The sequence below is a fragment of the Mucilaginibacter sp. P2_A5 genome (assembly GCF_056404995.1).
Map to the genome: position 1 here is coordinate 330,269 of NZ_JBFUCY010000001.1, position 25,981 is coordinate 356,249.

14 protein-coding genes are annotated in these 25,981 nt (G+C 44.3%); 11 read left to right on the forward strand and 3 right to left on the reverse strand.

Going from position 1 to position 25,981, the window contains the following annotated elements; all coding sequences use genetic code 11:
- The first annotated feature begins 35 nt into the window (after nucleotides 1–35).
- The 8 genes from AC1DXF_RS01335 (at nucleotide 36) to AC1DXF_RS01370 (ending at nucleotide 16,209) form a co-directional block, all read left to right on the forward strand.
- On the forward strand, nucleotides 36–914 hold the full coding sequence (locus AC1DXF_RS01335) for a DUF58 domain-containing protein (RefSeq protein ID WP_477445319.1): 879 nt from the start codon (nucleotides 36–38) through the stop codon (nucleotides 912–914).
- A 73-nt stretch (nucleotides 915–987) separates the two neighbouring features.
- Nucleotides 988–2,502 (forward strand): BatA domain-containing protein, encoded by a 1,515-nt coding sequence (locus tag AC1DXF_RS01340; protein ID WP_477445321.1) that lies wholly within the window; start codon nucleotides 988–990, stop codon nucleotides 2,500–2,502.
- Nucleotides 2,499–4,625, forward strand: coding sequence for a hypothetical protein (locus AC1DXF_RS01345; RefSeq protein ID WP_477445323.1), 2,127 nt, complete (start codon nucleotides 2,499–2,501; stop codon nucleotides 4,623–4,625). The genes AC1DXF_RS01340 and AC1DXF_RS01345 overlap by 4 nt, the downstream gene beginning before the upstream one ends.
- 6 nt (nucleotides 4,626–4,631) lie before the next feature.
- Nucleotides 4,632–6,416, forward strand: coding sequence for a hypothetical protein (locus tag AC1DXF_RS01350; RefSeq protein ID WP_477445325.1), 1,785 nt, complete (start codon nucleotides 4,632–4,634; stop codon nucleotides 6,414–6,416).
- A gap of 31 nt (nucleotides 6,417–6,447) precedes the next feature.
- Nucleotides 6,448–8,085 carry a TldD/PmbA family protein gene (locus tag AC1DXF_RS01355; protein ID WP_477445327.1) on the forward strand — a complete coding sequence of 546 codons (1,638 nt, stop codon included), beginning with the start codon at nucleotides 6,448–6,450 and terminating at the stop codon, nucleotides 8,083–8,085.
- Between the two features lie 7 nt (nucleotides 8,086–8,092).
- The gene (locus tag AC1DXF_RS01360) at nucleotides 8,093–9,424 is read left to right on the forward strand and encodes a TldD/PmbA family protein (protein ID WP_477445329.1); all 1,332 of its coding nucleotides are present in this window, start codon (nucleotides 8,093–8,095) and stop codon (nucleotides 9,422–9,424) included.
- 298 nt (nucleotides 9,425–9,722) lie between these two features.
- Nucleotides 9,723–10,616 (forward strand): glycoside hydrolase family 16 protein, encoded by an 894-nt coding sequence (locus AC1DXF_RS01365; protein WP_477445331.1) that lies wholly within the window; start codon nucleotides 9,723–9,725, stop codon nucleotides 10,614–10,616.
- A 283-nt stretch (nucleotides 10,617–10,899) separates the two neighbouring features.
- Entirely contained in the window at nucleotides 10,900–16,209 is a 5,310-nt protein-coding gene (locus tag AC1DXF_RS01370) for an Ig-like domain-containing protein (RefSeq protein ID WP_477445333.1), read from the forward strand.
- Between the two features lie 244 nt (nucleotides 16,210–16,453).
- On the opposite strand, the gene AC1DXF_RS01375 is transcribed toward AC1DXF_RS01370, so the two are convergent.
- Nucleotides 16,454–19,843: a DEAD/DEAH box helicase gene (locus AC1DXF_RS01375; protein WP_477445335.1), complete on the reverse strand. Its 3,390-nt coding sequence runs from the start codon at nucleotides 19,841–19,843 to the stop codon at nucleotides 16,454–16,456.
- A 185-nt stretch (nucleotides 19,844–20,028) separates the two neighbouring features.
- Here AC1DXF_RS01375 and AC1DXF_RS01380 point away from each other — a divergent pair, with 185 nt between their 5' ends.
- Together AC1DXF_RS01380 and AC1DXF_RS01385 are read left to right on the forward strand one after the other, a co-directional pair.
- Nucleotides 20,029–20,643 (forward strand): fibrobacter succinogenes major paralogous domain-containing protein, encoded by a 615-nt coding sequence (locus AC1DXF_RS01380; protein WP_477445337.1) that lies wholly within the window; start codon nucleotides 20,029–20,031, stop codon nucleotides 20,641–20,643.
- Nucleotides 20,644–20,797: 154 nt separating this feature from the next.
- Nucleotides 20,798–21,439, forward strand: a complete 642-nt coding sequence (locus AC1DXF_RS01385; protein WP_477445339.1) for a hypothetical protein — start codon at nucleotides 20,798–20,800, stop codon at nucleotides 21,437–21,439.
- 174 nt (nucleotides 21,440–21,613) lie between these two features.
- Here the strand turns inward: AC1DXF_RS01385 and AC1DXF_RS01390 are convergent, their stop codons facing one another.
- Together AC1DXF_RS01390 and AC1DXF_RS01395 are read right to left on the reverse strand one after the other, a co-directional pair.
- Entirely contained in the window at nucleotides 21,614–23,377 is a 1,764-nt protein-coding gene (locus AC1DXF_RS01390) for an SMP-30/gluconolactonase/LRE family protein (protein ID WP_477445341.1), read from the reverse strand.
- 397 nt (nucleotides 23,378–23,774) lie between these two features.
- Complete coding sequence (locus AC1DXF_RS01395; protein WP_477445343.1) at nucleotides 23,775–23,897, reverse strand: hypothetical protein; 123 nt, start codon at nucleotides 23,895–23,897, stop codon at nucleotides 23,775–23,777.
- A 58-nt stretch (nucleotides 23,898–23,955) separates the two neighbouring features.
- Between AC1DXF_RS01395 and AC1DXF_RS01400 the strand changes: the two genes are divergently transcribed.
- On the forward strand, nucleotides 23,956–25,860 hold the full coding sequence (locus AC1DXF_RS01400) for an arylsulfatase (protein WP_477445345.1): 1,905 nt from the start codon (nucleotides 23,956–23,958) through the stop codon (nucleotides 25,858–25,860).
- Nucleotides 25,861–25,981: the final 121 nt, after the last annotated feature.

Here is a 25,981-nt window from a genome sequence, read left to right on the forward strand (position 1 = left end):
CGCAATGACGCTTTTAAGAAAAATCCGAAATCAACATGCAGCTTGATCCAAAAGTATTAATGAGCATTAAGGATTTGCCATTACTGGCGAAAACGGTTATTGATGGCTTTATGAATGGGTTTAACAAAAGCAAGGTGAAGGGGCCAGGGCTTGAGTTTAGCCAGTACCGCAGCTATCAGCCGGGCGATGACCTGCGCTGGCTGGACTGGCGGATGTTTGCCCGGAGTGACCGTTATTACATTCGCGAATCGGAGGTGGAAACCAGTATTTCGGTGAAGTTTTTGGTTGATGCCAGTGCTTCGATGGATCATGATGATAACGGGATAAAAAAGATAGACTATGCCCGTTTCCTGGTGGCATCGCTGGCCTGGCTATCCAATTTGCAGGGCGATTCGGTAGGGTTGTACGTTTTCCAGGATGGCGGTCTGTTTTCACTGGCATCCAAACCCGATCCGCAACATTTACAGCGGTTGTTTTATCACCTGCAACAGGTTAAACCCAATGGTAAGTTTACACAGCCTGTTCATTACAAAGAGTTGTTTGCCGGCGACGGCCGTAAGGAGCTATTGGTATTTGTTACCGATATGTACCAGGCTGATGGCGAGATAAATAAACTGCTGGATTCACTAACAGCTTTAAAACACGAGGTAGTAGTATTTCACCTGATGGGCAAAAATGAGCTTGATTTTGATTTTGGCGGATATGCTTCTTTAGAAGACCTGGAAACCGGGGACACCATCGAAATAAATACCCAACAGGCAGCCGACTACCAGCAAAAGCTGAAAAGCCATTTAGAGGCAATCCGGATGCAATTACTGGGCAAACACATCTATTACAGGATGCTCAGCACAGCCCAGCCGCTGGATGAAGCCCTGCGCGATTTTTTAACACAACGACATAAAAGCAAATTTTGAATGTGCTGTTTAAATTTATTTATTCTTCAAATCAATAATTCACTAATTCACTAATTCACTAACTAAAATAAAGGTGCAGTTTTTAAATCCCATATGGTTGTTTGCCATTGCCGCGATAAGCATCCCGGTAGTGATACACCTATGGAACATCAGGCCGGGCAAAACCCTAAAGGTTGGCAGCATCGCCCTGGTAACCGCGGCGGCCCAAAAAAGCAGCCGGAGCTTTAAACTGAACGATGTGTTGCTATTTATTTTACGATGCCTGTTTTTATTGACGCTTGCTTTTTTATTAGCGGCTCCTTTTTGGCAGCGCAACCACGCAACAGCCAAAACAAAAGGGTGGGTGCTTATCCCTAAAGCCAACCTGAAAGAAACCTGTAAAAATTTGAAATTTATTGTAGATTCTTTGGCTAAAATTGGCTATGAGTTTCATTTTCTTGATGAAAGTTTTAAGAGTTTTGAATTAAATAAAACGCTGAATGATAGTTTATTAAAAGATAAACCTGAAGTAAAAAATTACTGGAGCCTGGTGGCAAAATTAAACGAAAAGCTACCGCCAACCCTGCCGGTTTATTTACTTACCCCAAACCAGGCAAAGTATTTTACCGGCAACAAACCATCAGTGTCGCTCAACCTGCACTGGCAAACCTATACCCCAGCCGATTCGGTAAGCACATGGGTCGAAAATGCATGGTTCACCAGTAATAATTCAATAAAAGTTATCGAAGGAAATAGCAGGCCGTCGGGTACTTATTTTACAAACTATATTATTCAATCCGCGGGCGATCCAAAATCGCCATTCATAGTAAATGTTAACCATGGCAGCCCCGTTATCAACTTGAAAACGGCCCCGGAAAAACACACGCCGATTGATACGGGCACTTTACGGGTGGCCATCTATAGCGATAAATACGATGTTGATGAAAAGTATTTAGGTGCTGCCTTACAGACGATTATCGATTTTACCCAACATAAGATTATAGTCAAAAAATATGCTGATACGACGCAAATACCGGCAAAACAGGACTGGTTATTTTGGCTCTCCGATAAACCTGTTGGTGCCAATGTCCTGGGTAAAGCTGCCCATGTGTTAAGCTATCAGCAGGGGAAGATCGGGGCGGAATCATCATCAATAAAAACCAACAGCGCTTTTGCTTTAGCCGAAAGGGAAGAGCCCACAGCAATTTATAAACTGGTTAGAAATGAAATTTCGGACGGTAAACCTATTTGGGTTGATGGCTATGGCAACCCTGTTTTAACGCAGGAGCAAAGCCCACAAACTACACAGTACCACTTTTATTCCCGTTTCAATCCCGCATGGAATGACCTGGTTTGGAGTAATAATTTCCCAAAGTTATTATTGAAGTTGATTTTATATAATCCTGATTATGAAGTATTAAGCAGTCGTGATCTAACTAAAATTGACCACCAGCAAATGATGCCAAATATAATTTGGTCGGCAAAAAACATAGATAATAGTAAAATAATTGTGCAAACAGATTTGTCGCGCTATTTCTGGCTGATACTGGTTGTTGTGTTCATTGTCGAAAGATGGGTTGCCCATAAAAATAAGCCTGTATTAAAATGATTGAACCTACAGGAATAGATAAAATAAACGCGATACGCAGGTGGTATATCAGTTATCAGCTGCTTGCCGATTTGCTTTTTGCCGCCGCAATATCGCTGCTTTCAATTGCTTTGCTAAGGCATTTATTTAAAGTGCCGGTGCTTTGGGCGTTACCGTTATTTGTATTATGCCTGGTAATTTTTCTGTTCAATCATCGGGCCTGGAAAACCAGCGACGTTTTAATAGCTAATTTCCTTGATCGACAATATCCCGAACTGGAAGAAAGCAGCGGGTTGGTATTAAAACCAGTATCAGAATTAAACCTGCTGGAAACATTGCAGTTACAAAAGGTGGAAACTCAGTTGCAGGCTGTCCCGCAGTGGCATAATTCGTTTTTAAAGCGTGCTAAACTTGCGCTATTATTGCTCTTGTTTTCATTTGGATTGACCTGGGTACTAAACAAGCCGTCGGCAACAAATCAATCTTTGGCAGGAAAGGCCTCATCAACTGAAAATAATGCCAATCCCGAAAAGGTATTGCCTCAAATATCCTCGATTGACGTTGTAGTACATCCGCCCGTTTACACAGGTAAACAGCCTCGTAGCCAGGATAAGTTTACTTTAAATGTAGAGGATGGCGCGACTGTGAGCTGGAAAATCGCCACCAATATAGCTGTTAAACAGGTGGCATTGCTGTTTAATGATAAGGAAATTATCAACCTTAAAAATATCAGCCCGGACAAAACCGGTTGGCAAATTCAAAAACTGATTAACAAGCCTGGTTTTTACCAGGTTAATGTAGACGGGAAGCTATCGGATTTATACCAGGTGCAGGTAATAACAGATCAGCCGCCTGTTATCCATATCAAATCGCCCAAACAATACACCTATATTGATGCAGGCGAGGCGCAAAAGGTAAATATTGATGCAACTGTCGATGATGATTACGGCGTAGCAAATGCGCTTGTTTTGGCGACGGTAGCTAAAGGAAGCGGCGAAGCTGTAAAGTTTAAAGAGTATAAACTCGATTTTTCTACCTCGTTCAGTTCGCACCAGCCACAGTATAGCCTACAAAAATTAATTAGTTTGCCGGCCTTAAATATGGAGCCAGGCGATGAACTTTACTTTTATATACAGGCTACTGATACCCACCAGCAGCAAAGCCGGACGGACGTCTATACCGTATCTATCCAGGATACTGCACAGTTGTTGAGTATGGATGGTATGCTGAGCGGGGTAAACCAGAAGCCGGAATTTTTCCGTAGTGAACGGCAGATCATCCTTGACACCGAAAAGTTATTAAAAGACAAGGATAGTATCAGTACAACAAAATTTAATGACCGGAGCAATGACCTGGGGGTTGATCAAAAGTTGCTCCGGCTGCGCTATGGTAAGTTTTTGGGCGAAGAATCAGAATCGGACATCAATCCCGCGGATGTGAAAGATGATCCGGTTGGGGATATCAAAAATTATGGTAATGCTGCGGTAATATTAGATAAATACACCGACAAGCACGATAACGCCGAAGATGCCCAGTTTTTTGCCCCCGAACTTAAAAAACAACTCAAAGCCACGTTGACAGAAATGTGGAAGGCCGAATTGCAATTAAGGCTTTACAAACCACAAGACGCATTGCCATTTGAGTATAAAGCACTACGATTGTTAAAAGATTTGCAGCAAAAATCAAGAATGTATGTAGCTAAAACTTCCTATAATCCACCGGCGTTAAAATTAGAAAAACGCTTAAGCGGCGATCTGTCGAAGATCAATCAACCCATCAATAAGTCGGATGTTAAACCCGGTACCGATCAATATGAAAATTTAAAAAAGGCGGTGCAGGTTTTAGCGCAGCTTAAGGTTGTGCCAAAAATGAGCGATGCAGATGAACATGTGCTTGCTTTAGCCAATCAGCAGCTCAGTTCAAAGGCCACGGCTCAACCAGGTGCTTATTTGCCGGCTTTAAGTGCCATGCGCAGGATATTATCGAAACCAGATAAAATTAAGCCGGGCGATATCCCGTTGGTAGAAAGGGCTATTCAAAAAACACTAATTCCAGCTGATAAATTGCCGGTTGCAGCGCAAAACCCTGCTGATTTGGGTTTATCGCAGCAGTATTATAAAAACCTTAACCGCTTAAACCGCTAAATACAAATGAACTGGAACGCCATTGTTATCATCATTTGCATTTTAATTGCTGCTTTCGCGGTTTGGAAGGAATATGTTCGGGCGAATCAATCGCGTTTGGTTTTACGACTGCTTGCAACTATAACGACCATAATAGCATTAGCCTGTATTGCTTTACCTTTAACTTACAGGGTTGATGTAAACAGGCAGGATAAAAGGGAAGTACTATTACTAACCGAAGGCTTTAGTGCCGACAGCGTGAGCAGGTACAATACCAAAAAAATATTCACCCTGAATAGCGCAATCAGCAAAAAGATTCCAAAAGCAACACTGATCTATGATTTAGTAGATTTGAAATCCGATTCGACAATTACACAAATACGGATCTTGGGTGACGGTTTGGACAAGGAGGAACTGCAGCGATTGGATCACGTACCCGTAATATTCCACCCTGCGGCTTTTAAACAAGGGATAAGCGCTATCAGTTGGAATGAACGCCTGAAAGCAGGAGATGAGATTAACATTGTGGGTACTTATAAAAACAGTTTGCCTCAAAAAATAAAACTGGTACTAAAAGGCTTAAGTACGGGGCTGGATTCGGTAATCATACCACCAGGCGTGGCTGGGCCGTTTAATTTAAGGAGTACGCCAAAAAATCCGGGTAAAAACGTTTATAAGTTATTGGTCATAGCCGGAATAGATACGCTCGAGAACCAAAATATCCCCGTTCAAATTGAACCGGCCAAACCTTTGAATATTTTAATGCTAACCGCATCGCCCGATTTTGAGAGCCGGTTTTTAAAGAACTGGCTTTCCGGGAATGGATTCGCGGTGGCTGTGCGCTCGGCAATCAGTAAAGATAAGTTCAATAAAGAATTCATCAACCTGGATCAATTTCCGCTTGATCATTTATCGGCGTCGGTTTTTGGCAAATTCGATGTTTTAATTGCCGACCTCTCCGTTTTGAAAACACTAAACGGAGCCGAGGCTACCGCTTTACAACAGGAAGTGACCCAAAAAGGCCTGGGGGTAGTTATCCGGGCTGATAGTAGCTTAAGATCAAATTCCTGGCTGCAACGTGATTTTCCTGCTGACCGGCTGGCGGTGAAAGATCCTGTACCGGTATCGCTCAGCGTACAAGGCAAAACTAATAATACAGCCAAATTGAATGCCGGAATGGTTTACCTGGCAAACCAGGCTAATACCCAATCATTGATTAATGACGAGCACGGACATGTTTTAGCAGCCAATGCGTTAGCCGGTGCCGGTAAATTGGTATTTACACCCTTGAATAATACATTCAGCTGGATATTGAGCGGTGATAAGGCCGACTATTCAGCCTTATGGTCGTTATTGATTGCCAAGGCAGCACGAAAGGTTGCCACACCAGAATCCTGGACAGTAAAATCGGCTATACCAACAGTATCAAATCCGGTTGAATTGCAGTTGGAGAGCGCAGTAGTGCCATCGGTAATCCAAATTGACAACGCAGTTATCGCCCCAATACAAAGTAGTAAGCTCCCTTTTCAATGGAAGGTTAACTATTGGCCGCAGACGGTTGGCTGGCAAGCTGTAAAACAAAGCAACGGGGCTTTAAACTGGTTTTACGTTTATAGTTACGATGATTGGAAAAAGGTAAGGGCGCTAAAAAAGCAAGCCGACACCAAGGCCTACATCGCGAATAACGTTATTAATAGCAATGTAACGAAACAGATACACGAAAAAGCCACGATTGCTGTAAGTAAAATATATTTTTATGTTTTGCTGCTGATGGCTTGCGCTTTTTTGTGGTTAGAGGCTAAGTTTCGGTAGTTATATAAGTAATAAAAGGAGGAAATAAACTTTGAGAAGACGTGACTTTATCTATTTAACGGGTATGGGTGCCGGGGCTTTAATGCTGCCCGGTATGAATGCCCTCGGTAAAACAATCGATCCTGTACAGGCGCTGGAAGGCGTTGATGTAAAGATCAAAAAAGAACTGGCCGATGTGGCTTTAAACGCCGCCAAATCAAACGGCGCTACCTATGCCGATGTTAGGATTGGCCGCTACCTTAACCAGTTTGTGGTTACCCGCGAAAATAAGGTGCTTAATGTAGCTAATACCGAATCGTACGGTATCGGTATCCGGGTTATCGCCAATGGTTGCTGGGGATTTGCCGCAACTAATGATGTAACCAAAGAGGGCATGGCTAAAACTGCCCTGAAAGCAGTTGCAGTTGCCAAAGCCAATGCAAAAATTGGAGGTGCACCCGTAGAGCTTGCCCCTCAAAAAGGTTACGGCGAAGTAAGCTGGAAAACGCCGCTTACCAAAAACGCATTTGAAGTGCCTATCAAAGAAAAGGTTGACCTGTTGCTGAATGCCAATGGCGTGGCTATGGCAGGCGGCGCCAACTTTGTAAACTCGATTATGTTTGCTGTAAACGAGCAAAAATACTTTGCATCAACCGATGGTTCGTATATCGACCAGGATGTACACCGCTTATTCCCGAGTTTTACTGTAACCAAAATAGATCCTGCTGCAGGTTCATTTGAAACCCGCAGATCGCTAAGCTCGCCGGTTGGCATGGGATACGAGTATCTTGATCCGCTGGATAGCGAGAAAGTGGCTGGTATAACTACCCGCTACAAAAAGCGTTATGACATGATTGAAGATATGAAGTTTGCTACCCAACAGGCTGCCGATAAAATAAAAGCAAAATCGGTTGAGCCGGGCAAATATGACCTGGTGCTTGACCCTTCGCATTTATGGTTAACCATTCACGAGTCTGTTGGTCACCCTACCGAGCTTGACCGCGTGCTGGGCTACGAGGCTAATTTTGCCGGTACCAGCTTCCTTACGCTGGATAAATGGAAATCGGGCAAGTTTAACTTTGGCAGCAAGGCCGTAAATATTGTGGCCGATAAAACCCAGGTGGGTTCATTAGGCGCTGTAGGTTATGATGATGAAGGCGTTAAGTGCAAAAAATGGGATATCATAAAAGAAGGTACTTTGGTTAACTACCAGGCCATCCGCGACCAGGCACATATTATCGGGCTTACCGAGTCTCAAGGCTGCTGTTACTCCCAAAGCTGGCAGGATGTGCAATTTCAGCGTATGCCAAATATATCTTTGCAACCTGGCAAAACCCCATTGAGTGTTGATGAGATGATTAAGAACGTCGAGAAAGGTGTTTACATTATTGGCGATGGCTCGTTCTCTATCGATCAGCAGCGTTATAACTTCCAATTTGGCGGGCAGCTGTTTTATGAGATTAAGAATGGCAAGATAGCCGGGATGCTTAACGACGTTGCCTACCAGGCTAACACACAGGAGTTCTGGAATTCCTGTAACCAGGTTTGCGACGAGCGCGACTACCGTTTAGGCGGAGCCTTTAATGACGGCAAAGGCCAGCCGGGCCAGTCAAGTGCGGTATCGCATGGGTCAGCAACCGCGTTATTTAAGGGAGTTAATGTAATCAACACTAAAAGAAAGATCGGATAATTGAATTATGCCTATATTAAATAAAGAAGAAGCCCAGGCTTTACTAAAAAAGGTACTTGCCTATTCAAAAGCCGAGGAGTGTGAGGTAAGTTTAAACGGCAGCGAAGGCGGTAATATCCGCACCGCTTTAAATGCGGTTTCAACCGCCGGCGATATCAGTACCATTGGATTAGCCGTAACATCGGTATTTGGCAAAAAGGCCGGTACCGCCACCATTGATGAATTTGACGATGCCGCCCTGGAGAGGGTAGTGCGCCGGTCGGAGGAACTGGCGCAGTTAGCACCGGCCAACCCAGAATATATGCCGATGTTAGGCCCGCAAACTTTTGCCGAGTCTATCACCTTTAATGCCAATACAGCAGCTATAACCCCGGATACGCGCGCCGAAATGGTAGCCAAAAGCCTGGCGGTTACCAAAGAAGCAAAATTGACGGCAGCCGGGTTCCTCGAGAATTCTACCAGTTTTAACGCTATTATGAATTCTAAAGGTTTGTTTGCTTACAACAAGGGTAGCGATGTTACTTTCTCGGTTACCACCCGTAACCAGGAAGGCACAGCATCTGGCTACGCTGCCAGGGGATTTACGGATGTAAGTAAGATGGATACCTATTCGGCAACCAAATACGCCGCAGGCAAATGTTTAAGCTCATCAGGCGCAAAAGCCATAGAGCCGGGTAAATATACCGTGATACTGGAGCCCGTTGCGGCCACCTACCTGCTGGAAAACATGTTCCGCTTTGACGCCCGGAGCGCCGAGGAGGGCCGTAGCTTTTTGAGTAAAAAGGGCGGCGGTACCCGCCTGGGCGAACAGTTGATGGACCCAAAAGTAAATATCTACTCTGATCCCTTTAACCCCGACCTGCCATCAACTACCTGGAGTGGCGATGGTTTGCCACGCGAGAAGACCAGCTGGATTGAAAAAGGCGTAGTTAAAAACTTAAGCTACAGTCGTTATTGGGCTGATAAAAAGGGTGTTAAGCCTTTACCAGGCCCGGCGAATATTATTATGGATGGCGGTGATGCCAGCCTGGAAGACCTGATCAAGAGCACTGAGCGGGGCATCCTGGTATCACGCTTATGGTATATTCGCATGGTCGATCCGCAATCGTTGTTGCTAACAGGGCTTACCCGGGATGGTACATTTTATATCGAGAACGGTAAGATTAAGTTCCCGGTAAAAAACTTCAGGTTTAACGAGAGCCCGGTTATTATGCTCAACAACCTGGAAACCCTGGGCAAGCAGGAGCGGAGCATCAGTGTAGAAAGTTACCGGAGTTACCTGATACCCGCTTTAAAGGTCAGGGACTTTACGTTTAGCTCATTATCGGATGCTGTTTAAACACAACTAATACAAAAAAGGAGCGACGGGAAGTTGCTCCTTTTTGTAATAACCCTACAGTAAGCCGGCTATAGTATTCCATCAGAATCAGTAATCCTTACATTTAAAAAGTACAGCCTTAATTTGCGGTGTGGTTAATCCGGCGTTTAGCGGCGCGCTAATGGAAGTGGATTATATCAGGCTTTATTGACAAGTGAGTGTCATTCAATACATTTGGCCCGAGTAACGCCAGGGTAAATGATATTGCTTAACTTTAATGCGGGCAAAGCCGGCACCACCTGTCAATCATCATTAAAACATGAATTGGAAAAAGTACTGTTACAGTTTTATATTTTCCCTTTGCGGCGTGTTCGTTGTATCGGCGGTATGTTTGGCTCAAAATAAAAAAGCCGGTGCTAAAATAAAAGAGAGAGTCATTTTTTTTGATGATTTCGCGGGCAAAAAACTCGATCGTAATAAATGGAACGCCGAAGTAACAGGCATGCATGTGAATAATGAACTACAGGCTTATGTTGACACCAACTCGACCACGTTTTTGGTTAGTGGTGCAGCGGCTGAAGGGGCTAAAAACGGCGCTTTGGTAATAAGGCCGCAGTGGATGCCTGGCTTTAAAACAAAAGACGGACAGGATTTCGATTTCATATCAGGTAGAATAAACACCAAAGATAAATTTGAATTCAACTATGGAAAAGCTGAGGCGCGGATTAAATTAACCGAAGGCGCCGGCCTTTGGCCGGCCTGGTGGATGTTGGGAAACGGCATGTGGCCAGCCTGCGGCGAAATTGACATTATGGAATATGTAGGCGAAAAGGATTGGGCCAGCGCCGCCGTGCATGGCCCCGGCTACAGCGGCGAAACACCATTTGTAAACCGCCAGTATTTTGGCGTAGGTAATGATGTTACCCAATGGCACATTTATGCTGTAGAATGGACGCCCGACGCCCTTTGTTTTAAATATGATGGTAAACTCATGTTCAGGTTAAATAAAAAGATGACCGCGCATTATGGGAAGTGGGCGTTTGATAATAAAAAATACCTCATCCTTAATTATGCATTGGGCGGTGCTTACCCGGTAAAAGTAAACGGTGTAACCGCGCCTTACAATGGCATGCCTGCATCAACAGTGGGGCTTATTAAGAAAAATAAAGCAAAAATGCTTGTTGATTGGGTTAGGGTAACACAAGAAAAATAGGGGGATAATTAAAATGTATTTCAACCCTGATCATTAGACCCTGATTTTTACGCTATTTTTAACTTAAAGATAATTTAGCTATAAAAAAGAGAAAATCAAGCCGAAAATATTACCATATATCAAACAATTTTGCTTGTTTTACGTATAAAGGTCGAGATTTGATTTCGTTTGTGAACGGTGCGTTATGTTATATTATTGGTTGTAAATCATTTATCCCGTTTTGGAAGTTTATTAACCCTGCCTTATTATCAAAAAAGCTGAAAACTAAAAGATATCGAGGTAAATGAAGAGCCGTCTACTTATTTTTATTTTTTTACTTATTTCGCTGCGTGGCTTTGGTCAGTCATGCTCATTAACTGTCGCTATATCTTCTTCCGAACCGGGCATATGCGCAGGCAACACTATTGATTTAACAGCTACACCTTCTGGCGGGACCGGCAATTATGATTATGCATGGAGCACCGGCGAAACTGTTAATGTTATTCACGTTAATAAAGCAGGCAATTATACCGTTACTGTTACCGACAAAGCTTCGGGTTGTACGGCTAATAAAACAATTGCTGTAAGTATTACCCCAACACCCACGGCGCCTGTAGTTACCGGCGGCGGTACGGTTTGCCAGGGCACAAGCGCCCACCTTCAGGTTACTTCACCTGGTGATAGTTTTCAATGGTATACACAGGCAGCAGGCGGCACCCCGTTTCATACCGGTGTTAGCTATGATACGCCTCCGGTTACCGGTTTTACGGCCTATTATGTTGAAGCAACTACCGCTGGTTGTACAAGTGCGCGGATAGGTGTTTCTGTTAACGTTTTAGGCAAACCTGTAGCCCATAGCGTTAAAGCTTGCGCAGGCAGCGCGGTTACACTATCGGTAAGTAACGGCGATAATTATAGCTGGTATACCACCAGTACCTCCACAAACGTGGTTAATACCGGGCCAACGCTTACAATCCAGTCGTTGCAGCAAACGGTGTATTACTTTGTCACTTCTACTGTTAATGGATGTACAAGCGAGCGCACGGCTGTATCTGCAACAGTAACTTCGGCACCGCAATCGCCCACGGTTACCAGTAACAACACAGTATGTTCCGGCTCTGTAATCACATTACACGCTGATGCCCCATCTGGCGTTGCTGATTGGTTTGATACACCTACCGGCGGCACCCCATTAATATCAAGTCCCGATTATACAACCCCACCGCTTACTGCAAACACAACCTATTATGTGCAAAATACGGTAAACGATTGCCAAAGCCCGCGTGTTCCGGTTACTGTTACTGTAACGCCAATACCTGCCGCACCTGCGCAACAAACTGTAAACAGTTGTTATAATAGCAGCGCGCACCTCACTGCCGGCACATCCGGTACCTACCAGTGGTATGCAGATGCGGATGGTAAGCACTTTTTAAAACAAGGGCTTACTTATGATACGCCGCCATTGACCCAGGACGTTACTTACTATATTATGGCTGTTAATTCGGGTTGTAATAGCGCGCTCAGTCCTGTAAATGTTATTGTTGCGCCACCAGTTCAGGCGCCATCAGTATTAACCCCACCCATTACCTGTAACGGATCGACGGCAGTACTTACGGCAACTGCGCCAGGAGGCGATTACCAATGGTTTGCAACAGCTACAGATAATAACCCTTTACCGGTTACAGAGAATGGAAAGTTTACCACGCCCGCTTTAACTACAACTACTACCTATTATGTGCAAACAACCATAGGGCAGTGTACAAGCGGTCGCACTGCAGTTAAGGTAGTTGTTTCAAGCCCGGTGGCGTCGCCTGTGGCGCACGATACCAGCACCTGTTCAGGAAACCAGGCAACATTATCCGCAACCGGTCCAGCCGGCGATTATGCCTGGTATGACAGCAGCAATAACCTTGTCCAGGTAGGGCAAACATTTACTACCCCGGCGTTAACGGCAACTACAACATACACCGTACAAGTTACCGTTAATGGTTGCACCAGTGCCCCTGTGCCTGTAAAAGTGGTTGTTACGCCATTGCCGCAGTCACCCGTAGCGGGGCCATCGCCTGCAATCTGTCCCGGCAGTACGGCCAATCTTTCGGCAAGCGCGGCCGCGGGCGAGAGTATTGACTGGTATGCTGCACCCACGGGTGGTGTGTCGCTGCACACAGGAAACACTTATACTACACCGCCTTTATCTGCTGATAAAACCTACTACGTGCAAAGTACTTCAGGTTCCTGCACCAGCACGCGTACCCCAATCAACGTTACCGTTGATAATAGTGGCACTTCATTTAAGTATTCGTCGGCAACGTATGCAACAACGGGCGAAAACCCAACTCCTGCAATTATTAACCCTTCGGGTAGCGGCACATTCAGCGCGCCAGCAGGTCTTGTATTTATAAGTACGTCTACAGGGCAAATTAACGCTGGCGCAAGCACTCCCGGAACTTATAAAATTGCGTTTACCAGTAGTGGCACTTGTTCGGGTACCTATTCAAGTACCATAACTATCAGTGTTAATCCCCTTACTGCTTTTACATATAATACCCCCGTTTGTAAAACCGGGGCCAATCCTAAACCGGTATTTGCGCCGGGCGCAAGCGCAGGGGTTTTCTCGGCATCGCCCGCCGGACTAACTTTTGTAGATGATAATACAGGGGAGATTAATTTGGCAAATACCGCCAAAGGCACATATACCGTTACCAATACCATACCGCCAAGCGGCTCGTTTTCAGGTAGTTCATCATCTTTTCAAATTACTATTGACGATGCCGTGATAGTAAGTGCAGGCGCTAATCAGAATGTCCCGCTAAATACGCCGGTAACTTTAAATGGCAGTATAACCGGTGCCTCGGGTGGTACATGGTCTGGCGGCGCCGGTAATTTTTCAGATGTAAATGATCTCCACGCCGTTTATACTCCTGCAAATAATGAGAGTAAGGCTGTGCTCTCTTTACTGTCAAACAAGCCGGCCGGCTCGTGTAACGCGGCATCTGCCACGGTAACCATTTTTTTTAATACGGTACCGCCGGCGCCCACTGCCCAGGATGCCCAAATTTGCAAAGGCAGCAGCACTACGCTAACGGCGACAGGTCCGGGTGGTACCTATAATTGGTTTACGGTAGCAAACGGCGGTTCATCAATAAAACAAGGGGCAAGTTACGCTACGCCAACCCTTACCGCTACCACAACCTATTATGTTCAAACCACGGTAAACGGACTTACGAGCCCGCGCACAGCTGTAACGGTAAGTGTTTACGATGCGCCGCCACCGCCAAAAACTTCGGCAGATACCGTTGTTATTTGTGCAGGTGGTACAGCAAAATTCATTGCAAGCGGCTCGCCGGGAACTTACCAGTGGTTAAACGAAAGCGGGCAGACCGTATTTATAGGCGATACCTTTACGACATCAACATTAAATGCTAGTACATTTTATAATGTACAAACTACTGTTGGGCAATGCGTAAGCGCCATGAAAAAGGTTTTTGTTGTAGTTAACCCAATACCATATGTTACAAGTAGTTCAAGTGGTTTTACTTGTAGTGGCAATGCTTTAAATTATACCATAACCGCCAACCTGCCAACGGCAACCTTCAGTTGGAGGCGCGCGGCTGTAGCCGGTATTAGCAACCCGGCAGTGTCAAATCAAACCAACGCTTTAATTTCAGATACGTTAATAAATACTACTACCAATCCTATTAATGTCACTTATGCAATTACCCCAATTAATGGCACCTGCCCGGGTACGCCTATCAATTATGTTGTTACAGTTTACCCTACACCGGTGATAATCAGCTCAGCAAAAGATTCAATTTGTAATGGTACTTCTGCCAACTACAATATAAAGTTTAGCACAGCCAATACTTCGTTTAGATGGAGCAGGGCAGCTGTGGCGGGTATTACCAATAACGCGGTAAGTGGTCAGGCCTCTAATGTTATCAGGGAGGTTTTATACAATACCAATACCACCCCGGTTGATGTTGTTTATACCATTAATTATAAAACCAATGACTGTGATGGCCCGCCCTTTAACAGGGTTGTTACCGTTAACCCTGCGCTTAATATTACCAGCGATACAGCTTCATTGGCCTGTAGTAAAACGCCTCAAAATTACACCATTACATCTAATGTGCCTGTTGCAACCTTTACCTGGACCCGCGCGGCGGTGCCTGGCATCAGCAACCCGGCAGCTACCGGGACCGGCCCCCTTATTGATGAGGCTTTAACAAACACCACAACAGCCGCTGTCAGCGTTAATTATATTATCACCCCATCGGCCTATGGCTGCGATGGGGTACCATTTACACATACCGTAAATGTTAACACCAAACCCGATGTGCCACAGGCAAACAGCAATTCGCCGGTGTGCCTGGGTAATACTATTAATTTGCGCACCCCTTCGTTAGCAGGCGCTACTTATATGTGGACCGGTCCTAATAATTTTTCTTCAACATCACAAAATCCGGATATTCCGGCTACCGTTGAAAGCGCCGGCACCTATAATTTATTTGTCACCGTGGCGGGTTGTACAAGCGATGCCGGCGTTACTACAGTGCAGGTGAACCAGCCACCGGTTGCCACGGTTACGGGCCCGCAGCTGGTATGTGTTAATGTAACATCTATCGCTCTTAAAGGTTCCGTAACAGGTGGTACTACAACGGGTATCTGGTCGTCAAGTAATCCCAAAGGAAGGTTTTTACCATCGTCAACCACTGTTGATAATGTGCAATACATCCCATCGCCCGAAGAAAAAGCTGCGGGTAATGTCACCATAACCCTGTCATCTACCAGTAAAGATGATTGCACCATTTCTACTTCAACCCTCAATATCAGGTACGGACAGGAGCCTGGCGCTGATGCCGGTAAAGACCAAAATGTTTGTTCACAGGACCCGCTTGTGCACCTGGCCGGCAAAGTCCTTGTGCCGGGAAGCGCCGGTTTTTGGAGTACTGCCACGGGCGATGGTCAGTTTCATTCTGGTAATCAACCCAATGCTACATACTCGCCCGGGGCTAACGATTTGAAAAATGGATCGGTTGTGTTAACGTTTAATGTTGATAATGCGGGGCAATGTTATACGCCTTCCGATTCAGTTAAAATAACATTCTTTGGCCCGCCGGAGTTGACCACTGAAAAAATAAGATACGTTTTAAAAGATAAGACGATTACCTTACACCCGTCTGTTAATGATGAATCTATGGGTTACCTATGGTCGCCAAATTATAATATCAGCGATATTCACGTAAAAGAACCAGTAATAACCGGAAGTGTAGATACTACCTATACCTTGACTATAACTGATAGTTTGGGTTGCGTTACTCTCGGTACAACCCATATTGTTGTATCGCCTTTTTTATCAGTATCTAATGCATTTTCGCCCAACGGTGATGGTACGAATGATACCTGGGAGATAACGGGGCTGGTAGCCTATGAAAACTCAACGGTTGACGTATTTAACCGCTATGGCACACTGATATTCCATTCCAAAGGCTATGGCGTACCATGGGACGGCAAATCGAACGGGCAACCCGTGCCGGTTGGCGTTTATTACTTTATTGTAGATACCAAACTTAACGGGCAACGGTTTACTGGATACGTAACGGTTTTGAGATAGTTGGTTGTGAGTTGTGAGTTGTGAGTTGTGAGTTGTGAGTTGTGAGTTGTGAGTTGTGAGTTGTGAGTTGTGAGTTGTGAGTTGTGAGTTGTGAGTTGTGAGTTGTGAGTTGTGAGTTGTGAGTTGTGAGTTGGATTATGTTAAATTGAAATAATTAAAACAAACATTGCTGGGGTTGGTTCAACACTGCCCACTGCCCACTGCCCACTGCCCACTGCCCACTGCCCACTGCCCATTCGCCATTTCACCCTAAAATCTCCAGCAAATCTGTTTTCGACATGGATTGTAAAAATGAGCTATCTGTATTAACCAGATTATCGGCCAGGCTTCGTTTAAAGTCCTGCATCTGCATAATTTTTTCTTCTACGGTATCGGGACAAATCATCCTTACAGCTACTACATGTTTGCTTTGACCTATCCTGTGCGATCTGTCGATGGCCTGGTTTTCAACGGCGGGGTTCCACCAGGGGTCTACAATATATACGTAATCGGCTTCGGTTAAATTAAGGCCGGTACCGCCGGCTTTCATGCTGATAAGAAATACGCTGACTTTTGGGTTGTTTTGAAATTCATTTACAACAGCCTCCCGGTTCCGGGTGCTGCCGGTGAGCCAGCAAAACTCAATTTTACGGGCTTGCAATTCTTTTTTAATTAATTCAAGCATCGATACAAATTGCGAGAACACCAGTATTTTATGCTGATGCTGTTTGCTTTCAATTTGCTCAATCAGCATTTCTATTTTGGCCGATTCTGAGCCGGGCGGTTTTTCTCCGTCGATCAATAGCGGCGAATCACATATCTGCCTTAACTTGGTTAAGCCTTTAAGTACATTCATAGGCGTTTTCCGCAACTCGTCGCTGGTAGTGGCCGAGATATACTCGCGGAACTCTTTTTCATACGCATCGTAAATTTTGCGTTGTTGCTCCTTCATTTCGCAATACAGTACCATCTCGGTTTTTTCGGGCAGTTCGGCTGCGACCTGTTGTTTTGTACGGCGCAAAACAAAGGGTTTTATTTTATGCTGCAATTCGGCCGCGCGCTTATGGCTCTTAAATTTATCAATAGGTACAGCGTAAATATCTTTAAAGTACTGCTTGGTGCCCAACAAACCGGGGCAGGCAAATGAAAGCTGACCGTAAATATCAAAAGTGTTGTTTTCGATAGGAGTACCCGTAATGGTGATCCGGTTGCGTGATTTTAACAGGCGCGCCGCTTTGTACCGTTGTGAATCGGGGTTTTTGATCTGTTGCGATTCGTCAAGAAAAACGTAGTTAAACTGGTAATGTTTTAAAAAGTTAATATCGGCCAGCAGGGTGCCGTACGATGTCAGGATAATTTCATAGCCATCAAAATCGGCCGTGCTTTTTATCCTGTCGGCACCGTAAATGGTGTGCATCCTGATGGATGGGGCAAACTTTTTAACCTCGGCTTGCCAGTTAAAAATGATAGACGTAGGCACCACCAACAAATTGGTATTGCGGTCTCTTTTTTTGCGTTGCGATAATATAAAAGCGATGATCTGCATGGTTTTACCCAAGCCCATATCATCAGCAAGGCATCCGCCAAAATTAAAATCATCTAAAAAGTTAAGCCAGTTTAAACCTTGTTGCTGGTAAGGGCGAAGCGTTGCCTTCAAATCTGCCGAAACCTCTACATGCGCTATCTTATCAAAATCAGCTAACCTTTCGCGGTAGGTATATAACTCGGCCTTAACTTCTTCATCCATTACCTGCTGATCAAATAGCTCACTTATCGCGGTATAATTGATTTTGTGGATACTTAAAATATCCTCATCGGTAACCTCGCCGGCGTTAAAGTATTTTGTGAATTTTTCTATCCAGTCTAATGGCAAAATCCCCAGGGTGCCGTCATCCAGCTGTATGTATTTGCTTTTGTTGCGTACCGCTTTTTGTACCCGTTTTAGGCTGGTTTTGGTTTTGCCAAAGCGGATGCCTATTTCGGTATTAAACCAGTTAATGCCGCTTAGCACCCTGATGGTGATGTTTACCTTGTTTGGGTTTAGCTTATTGCCCTCCAGTTCGTTAAAACCTAATACGGTAATCCCATGCTGCCGCCAATCCTCAAATACGTTTAAAAACCATTCTTCCTGCAAAAAATGTCTTTTGTGCAGGTAAAAATAATGCAGGTCGTTATCCAGTTGCTCGTCAAAGTAGGGGTGTTGTCTTACCAATAAGGCGGTAAGCGCTATTTCGGCTTCGTCGTCGCGTTTTACAATAAACTCATTGCCCTTGTGGTCAACCCCATGAATGGTGCGTTTGGTACGTACAGGAATTTCAGCCTCGCCATAACGCATCACCGGAATAATCATCACATGGCTTCCAAAATCCGACAGGTAGATGATCTGTTCTGTTTCGGCATCAAAGCCCTGTTGTTTTAGCTGGGCCTGCGTGGCCGGTTTTATATGCTGATAGGCAATCGTTATCCTGTCTTCCAGTTTGGTGAGCAATTGCGCTTTAAATTCCTTGTACTTGGAGTGGTGGATAAGCAGGTTTTCGGGGCGTTTACGCATCAGGTCGATAATACCCAGTAGCTGAATGTTATCGGCCAGGTAAAGCTTGTCCTTTACTAAAATAAAATAGCTGAACCGGATGCCCAGGTCTTTAAGCAGGTGCACCTCGCCATCAATTGTAAGCTGGCCCGAAAATTCATAAAACGGCCCCTGCGGTTTAATATCCAGATTTACGTTTTGCGGCAGCAAACCCACTTTAACCGGCACAATGGATGATGCCGTAATATTATCAGACGCCTCGTTGTTGTGGTAATAAAAATCGTATTGCAGCGGATTTTTGATAATAGCCTTTAAAGCCAGTATATCGGCTGCCGACCGTTTACTGTTAATATGGTTTTGAAACTTATTTATCCCCGTAAAAAATTTAATCTGCTCATGGTCGTCCGTACTCCATATCTGGTCTAAAGGGTTTATCAGTGTAAGCGGGTTTTTAATTTTACCCTCTTTGGTAATTTGCGCGCTGTACAGCTCCACAAACAGGTATTTATAATATTTGTGCTGTTTTAAAACAATACACATTGATTGACCTGTATTGCCATCGGCCTTATCAGTAATTGCCGCATCGGGGGGCAGCAGCATTTCGCCGTACTGGGCCAGGCTATCTTTGGTAACCGGGATAAGCGAGGGCAGGCGCGGAACAATCACCGCCTGTTTATCGGTATACATCACCTTCAAAAAAGCATCCAGGTCGGGCTCATTTTCCAGTCCGTAATCAAGGGCAACCTTTCGTAGCTTTTCGTCGCGCAGGCGGGCATCAAAGTATATGCGCAGGTCGTTCTTTTTAACAAGCGCGGTAAGTACCAGTGTTTGATGTTCGCAAAGCCTGCCGTGGCTGGCATGGCAACCGCAGGTTAATGAAATTTGCAGATCGTTTTGAACCACGGTAACCTGCGGAAAGTTAACGGCGTCAAATTCGTGGTAAAATACCCCGTTGTTAATTTCAATAAATTCGGGAATGATGTGCTTATAGTAGGATGGATGATTATCAAAACCACCGCCCGACCGCTGGAGTATAGCGGTATCGGTAATGGCCGCAAAAGGCAAATCTAAAATATAAGTATGGCCCTCATGCTCATCATCCTCATAAATAGCTACGGTATCCAATATAATTCCCCCGGTGTGTTTTGGGTAAATATCTTAAGAATTGCGGAAAGTAGGGGTATGCCAGCGATGAATTTTTAATAGCTATATTCTGCACATAACCGAAGCTTATACATATTATAATCCTATCTTTAACATAATCAAATCTTATCATGAAGCATTGCTTTTTTATATCCGCACTAATTTTGATGGCTGCGCTATCATGTAAAAAGTCGGCTGCACCGGTTGTTGTTCTACAGCCTAATTATGGCAAGGTGAAAATTGGGCGTAACGACTACAGGACTGTAGTGATAGGAAAACAAACCTGGACAGAGCAAAGCTTTCATTACTGGTACGATCCTGTAGATGGCCCGTATGGGAGTAATTCTGATGGTTACTACGTAACACTATTAAATAGACCCGATACTTTGCCAACCGGGTGGCGGGTAGCCACCGTTGCCGATTTTAATAAGCTAACCGCTAATTTTAAATATACAACAGATTTTAGAGGAAATAATGTAGCTGTTGCCGGCGGTGGTATCGAAAAAATTTGTGGCAACTTTCAATGGACCATTACAGAAGGCACAAATACCTTGTTTTTTAACGGTCAGCCTTCTGGCTACGTTATGAGGCCTCAGACCGCCGATGGCGGTTTGCACGACAAAACCAGCGGCTATTATCTTGCCGCCAAATACGAGGGCGACCGCGATTATCATAACGTATTGTTGTACAAGCTAAACCCCAAATATGCCCCTATTGTTAGTGTAAATGATGGCACCGATAGTATAGCGACCGCGCTTATGCGTTTTGTAAAGGATAATTAATGATTGGTTAGGTAAAATAGTTTTAGGCCGAAGTTCTGTTGATTAAAAATCAGTTCGGAACAAGGGGTTGGCAAGCGATCTCATTCCTAATTTTAAAGAGATACGCGATTTTCAAGGAAACGCTGTGTTTAAAAAAACAGGATATTAAAGATCTATGTCGATAGAAATCAAATATTTTAACTTGATGGGAAACAGCATTACCCAACAGGAAGCTCAAGAAGAGGGTGGAGATTACCGTGCAGCACAATACATCAACAATCAACTAAAGAAGGTAGATTGTTTTGAGTATGGCATTCTTGATAATGGTGAATATTATTTGTCGCCTGATGAAGAGTTAATAACGGTGTTAAATGACTTTAGCTCTGTCTGGAAATGGGGTATTTTTTATGTCAATAAGCAGATATTCGGACAGTATTCCGTCTGGAATTGGGAGATTTATAAAGGATTGACGAAAATTGATATGGGAAGAACTGTGTTTGACAATCAAGGGCGGGAAATCGCTTATGAAATTGTAGATATGATTAGTTTAAGTGTTAAGTATACCATCAAAAAGTACTATTTGCCAAGTGTTGGAGCATTTGTTGATTCTGGAGATGTAATGGATTTCGGTGTTTTGGAATTTCGTTACAATTATGGGTCCGGATCTATAACAGTCGATGTTAATCTCCCTGGTTTTGATAATAAAAGACATATAATTAAAGGTCAGCAAAATATTTTGAAACACGCCCTAATCACCCCGTTATTCTCTTGGGATGAACAAAGCTATTATCACACTTCGCAATTGATTCCAACATAGAATGTCCTTTTATGGTAGTTAAGTTAAGTAGTAATGGGTTGAAAACCCCTGTTGTCCGATTTCTATTCGGACGACTATGCCTGTAGTCTCCAGACTACAGGATAATAAATTTTACGAATGGGTGTACCTGTTTTTGCATACACACCTGACAAACAAATAAAAGGGGATTTAAAATTAAATTTTAGGCGTAATGGCCTTAAATGGCTTATCAAAAGAGTTAGCCCCAATTACACCCACTTTACGGCGGTAAACCTTGTCGTGGCAAGTTACATATAGCTCATCAAAATTTGGCCCGCCAAAGCAAATATTGGCGGGGCTATTTCCAAGCGGTACAGGTATTATTGAAATTACACGGCCTAACTGGTCCATAACCTGGATGCCCATATTGGTTACCGCATAAATGCGGTTGTTTCGGTCGCATTTTAAGCCATCGGCCCATGCATTTTCGGCATTATCGGGTACGTGCAGCCAACCAAAACGCTGCTTAGCAGTTAGTGTACCATCGGCTTTAACCTGGTAAGCATATATCCAATGGCTTGCACTTTCGGCTACATATAATTCCGTTTGATCGGGGCTAAGGGCCAGCCCGTTAGGGAATTTGAGGCCCTCATCAACAACCAACTTTTCGCCATTGGGTTTCACCAGGTAAATTTTGCCTGGCTTTTCGGCTCCATTGGGGGCGGTAACATAAATATTGCCATTATTAGCTACCGTAAGGTCGTTTACATTGATGCCATCGGCAACCACGCTTTCATTATTATTGCTATCGTACTTTAAAATTTGATTGGTAGCAGTTGCTGTGTTATAACGTAGTCCATCGGCACCAAAGGCAGTACCGCTGGCTTTTTTGGGATCAATTTTAAGCTGGGTCAAGTGTCCCTGCAGGTCTACTTTGTATGTTTTGGAGTTCGGGATATCCTGGTAAAATACCTCCCCGGCTGCATTAACACCGGTTCCTTCGGCAAAGCCATAGCCTTCCCCAACCAGCTCCCAATCTTCGCCGGGAATAATGATAGTATTGGTGAAAGCATTTTTTGATTGGCCTTTTGCAACCGGTTTTGGATAATCTTTCCAAAGAAAACGCATGGCTTGCGGAAATATAGCCGTTGCATGGATCCCATTGTGGCCGCCATCGCCCCAGATATGCTCAACCTCGTAACCGGCAAACTGCAGGGCTCGTTCCATCATTTGGGCGGTTATCCACCAGTCGCCCACATAGTTATTCAAATCGTTGGTTCCATCTTGTAAAAACACCCTGAGCGGCTTTGGTTCGTATTTGCGAATTAATGTGGGAAACCGTTCAGCGCCCCTGAAACCAACATAAGTGCCTATCGAACTAAATACACGGCTAAACTGATCTGGCCGTTCCCAGGCAGCGTTAAAGGCGGCAATCGCACCGCTGCTTGATCCGCCTATAGCCCGGTCATTTGCGTTTTTTGAGAGTAGGATAGGGTTGCCGTCTTTAGTTTTTTGCTTCTCAACATCGGGGAGTAGTTCCTGCAACAAAAACTTGATATAATTATCGCCTAATCCATCATATTCGTAGCTGCGGTTGTTACGGTTTAAGGCGCTGCTGTTATCGTTGGCTTGCACGCTGCCTGGTTGTATAAACACCGCGATAGTCACCGGCATTTCTTTTTTATAAATAAGATTATCAAAAACAACGGGAGCTTTAAATTGGATGCCGTCCTGGTTAACATACAAGCAGGCCGGTTTTTTGCCGTCATACGCGGCGGGCACATAAACCCAATATTTACGCGTGGTGCCTGGGAATATCTTCGAACTGTCGAATTTAAATTCCATCATATCGCCCTTGGGTACGCCAGTTTGATCAATAGATGCAGGATCAACCGGGTAATTTTCGGCAGGCGACTGGGCAGACACATCGAGGTTGAATATAAAACACACAAAAAGAAGCAATACTTTTATTGGGTTCATAGCGGGCTTATTTCAGGTTTATGTAATTGGTTTTCAAATATATAAAATTGATAGTAAATGATGGGTGGCTGATTGAAGAGACTTTTCGCAAAGAGTTTAAATAAAAAATATAATTCCTATAGAATTAGTAGTTTATAAAAAATATTTTATATTTGTGGTGTAAAAATACCACCATGATCACTTTTTTTAATCCTGAAACAGGGTTCATTAAATTTTCTTCTGCTATTCTGCAACAGCCCATGTGCTGTTATTGCTGTTGTTGTTAACCCGGCATAATACCTTGTTTTTTTTGATGCCTAATTTTTGCCTTTGGGAAGAGGTATGCGGCATTCAAAATTATACCAAACATTTATTTACAACATTCTTTAAGCCCCTTAAAAAGATGAAATAAGATTTACTAACTATCCTTAAATGACACCGGCAAGGGAGCCTTGCCCACAACAGCATATTCCGGCATTACAGGATGCGTTAAAGGCACCAACAATGCGATGGCTATCGACTCCGGTAACCGTTGGTTCAATTTTGTTATTGTTAAAATCCCTTTATTCCTTAGTAAGCTTTTAGTTAAACTACAATATATGAAAACACAAATTAAATCTATTTACCGGTCATCAAAGGCCATTTTGCTTTCAGGCGCTTTTGTTGTAATAGCCGCTGCATCAGCATCAGCTCAAAACAGCCAAACGCCGGCTTACCAGGGAAAAGTTGGCAAAACACTTGCCGATTCAAAAGAATGGTGGCCCACCCCGGTTAAAGCCCCCAAAGGCGCGCCAAACGTAATCTGGATTTTGCTGGATGATGTTGGCTTTGGGGCTACAAGCGCCTTTGGTGGCATTATTAATACCCCAACTTATGACAGCCTGGCCAACAATGGCCTGCGCTATACCAATTTTCATACGGCGGCTATTTGTGCGCCAACAAGGGCTGCCTTACTTACCGGCCGCAACCATCATTATGTGCATATGGGTGGCTTTGCGCACACCGCATTATCGGCAGGTTTCCCGGGTTATGACGGGCGCATCCCGGCAGATAAAGGTACCATTGCCGAAATACTGCGCGAGAATGGTTACAACACTTTTGCAGTTGGCAAATACGGTTTAACGCCGGATGAGGACGCTACTGATGCCGGTCCGTTTGACAGGTGGCCAAGTGGTAAGGGGTTTGATCATTTTTTTGGCTTTCTTGGGTCGCAAACAGACCAGTACAAGCCCGACCTGGTTGAAGATAACGCCCATGTAAAGCCAGATGGAAGACACCTGAGCGAACAGATAACCGATAAAGCGATTAGTTATATTGCCCGCCAGCAAAAAGCGGCGCCTGATAAGCCATTTTTCCTGTATTACGCGCCGGGTGCTACGCATGCACCACACCAGGTAGCCAGGGAGTGGAGCGACCAGTATAAAGGGAAGTTTGACGAAGGATGGGATGTTTTCAGGGAAAAGGTATTTGCCGAACAAAAGCGCAAAGGTATTATTCCTGCAAACGCCGTATTGCCTCCGCGAAATCCGGGAATAAAAGCCTGGAACACTTTGCCGGCAGATGAAAAAAGGCTGTATGCCCGCTTTATGGAAGTTTATGCAGGCTATCTTACCTATACCGATCATGAAACGGAGCGTTTAATAAGTTATCTGAAACAAAGTAACCAGTTGGACAATACGCTGATATTTGTAGTAATTGGCGACAACGGCGCCAGTAAAGAAGGCTCGCAAAATGGGGATATCGACCGTTCTATATTAGCTAACGGTCGTTCGGAAGAGGAAACTATTAAATACAATCTCAGTAAAATAGACGATATTGGTACACCTCAAGGCACCGAAGTAAATTATCCGTTAGGCTGGGCACAGGCCGCCAACACACCATTTAAATACTGGAAACAAGATGCCAACTCTGAAGGAGGCACACGTAACCCGCTAATTGTTTTTTATCCTAAAGGCATTCAAGATAAAGGCGGCATCCGCACCCAATATAGCCATGTCAACGATTTACTGCCTACAACACTCGAATACCTGGGCATTAAAGCCCCTGAGTATATTAAAGGCATAAAGCAGGATACCTTACAGGGAACGTCGCTGGTTTACTCGTTTGCAAATGTGGCTGCACCAACCAGGCACAATTTGCAATACTACTATATTTTCGGCTCCCGATCTATTTATAAAGACGGATGGAAGGCCGAAGCTTTGCACCATACCGCTTTTTTTAATACATCGCGTAACCCTGCCGATACGGTTAGGGATTTTAATAAGGATAAATGGGAACTTTATAACTTAGATAAGGATTTTAATGAGCGTATAGATCTCGCCGCAAAATATCCCGAAAAACTGAAAGAATTACAGGCATTGTTTGATGAGCAGGCGCAGAAGAACAATATCTACCCTTTTATTGATTGGGATGATGTATTTAAGCAAAGGATCCATAAAAAAACAGGTGTGGCCCAGGCAGATCAAAAGTCGATGATAAATACAGCTTCTCCAAAAAGTAAATAAAAAATATGCTTAAACGCAGGCCTCCAAAGGTCGGCGTTTATCAAGGCAGAGGGTATGAAGTTGTGAATCATAACTTCCCATATCGGCATTAACAAAACCAATCCATTGGCTGGCAGAGGTT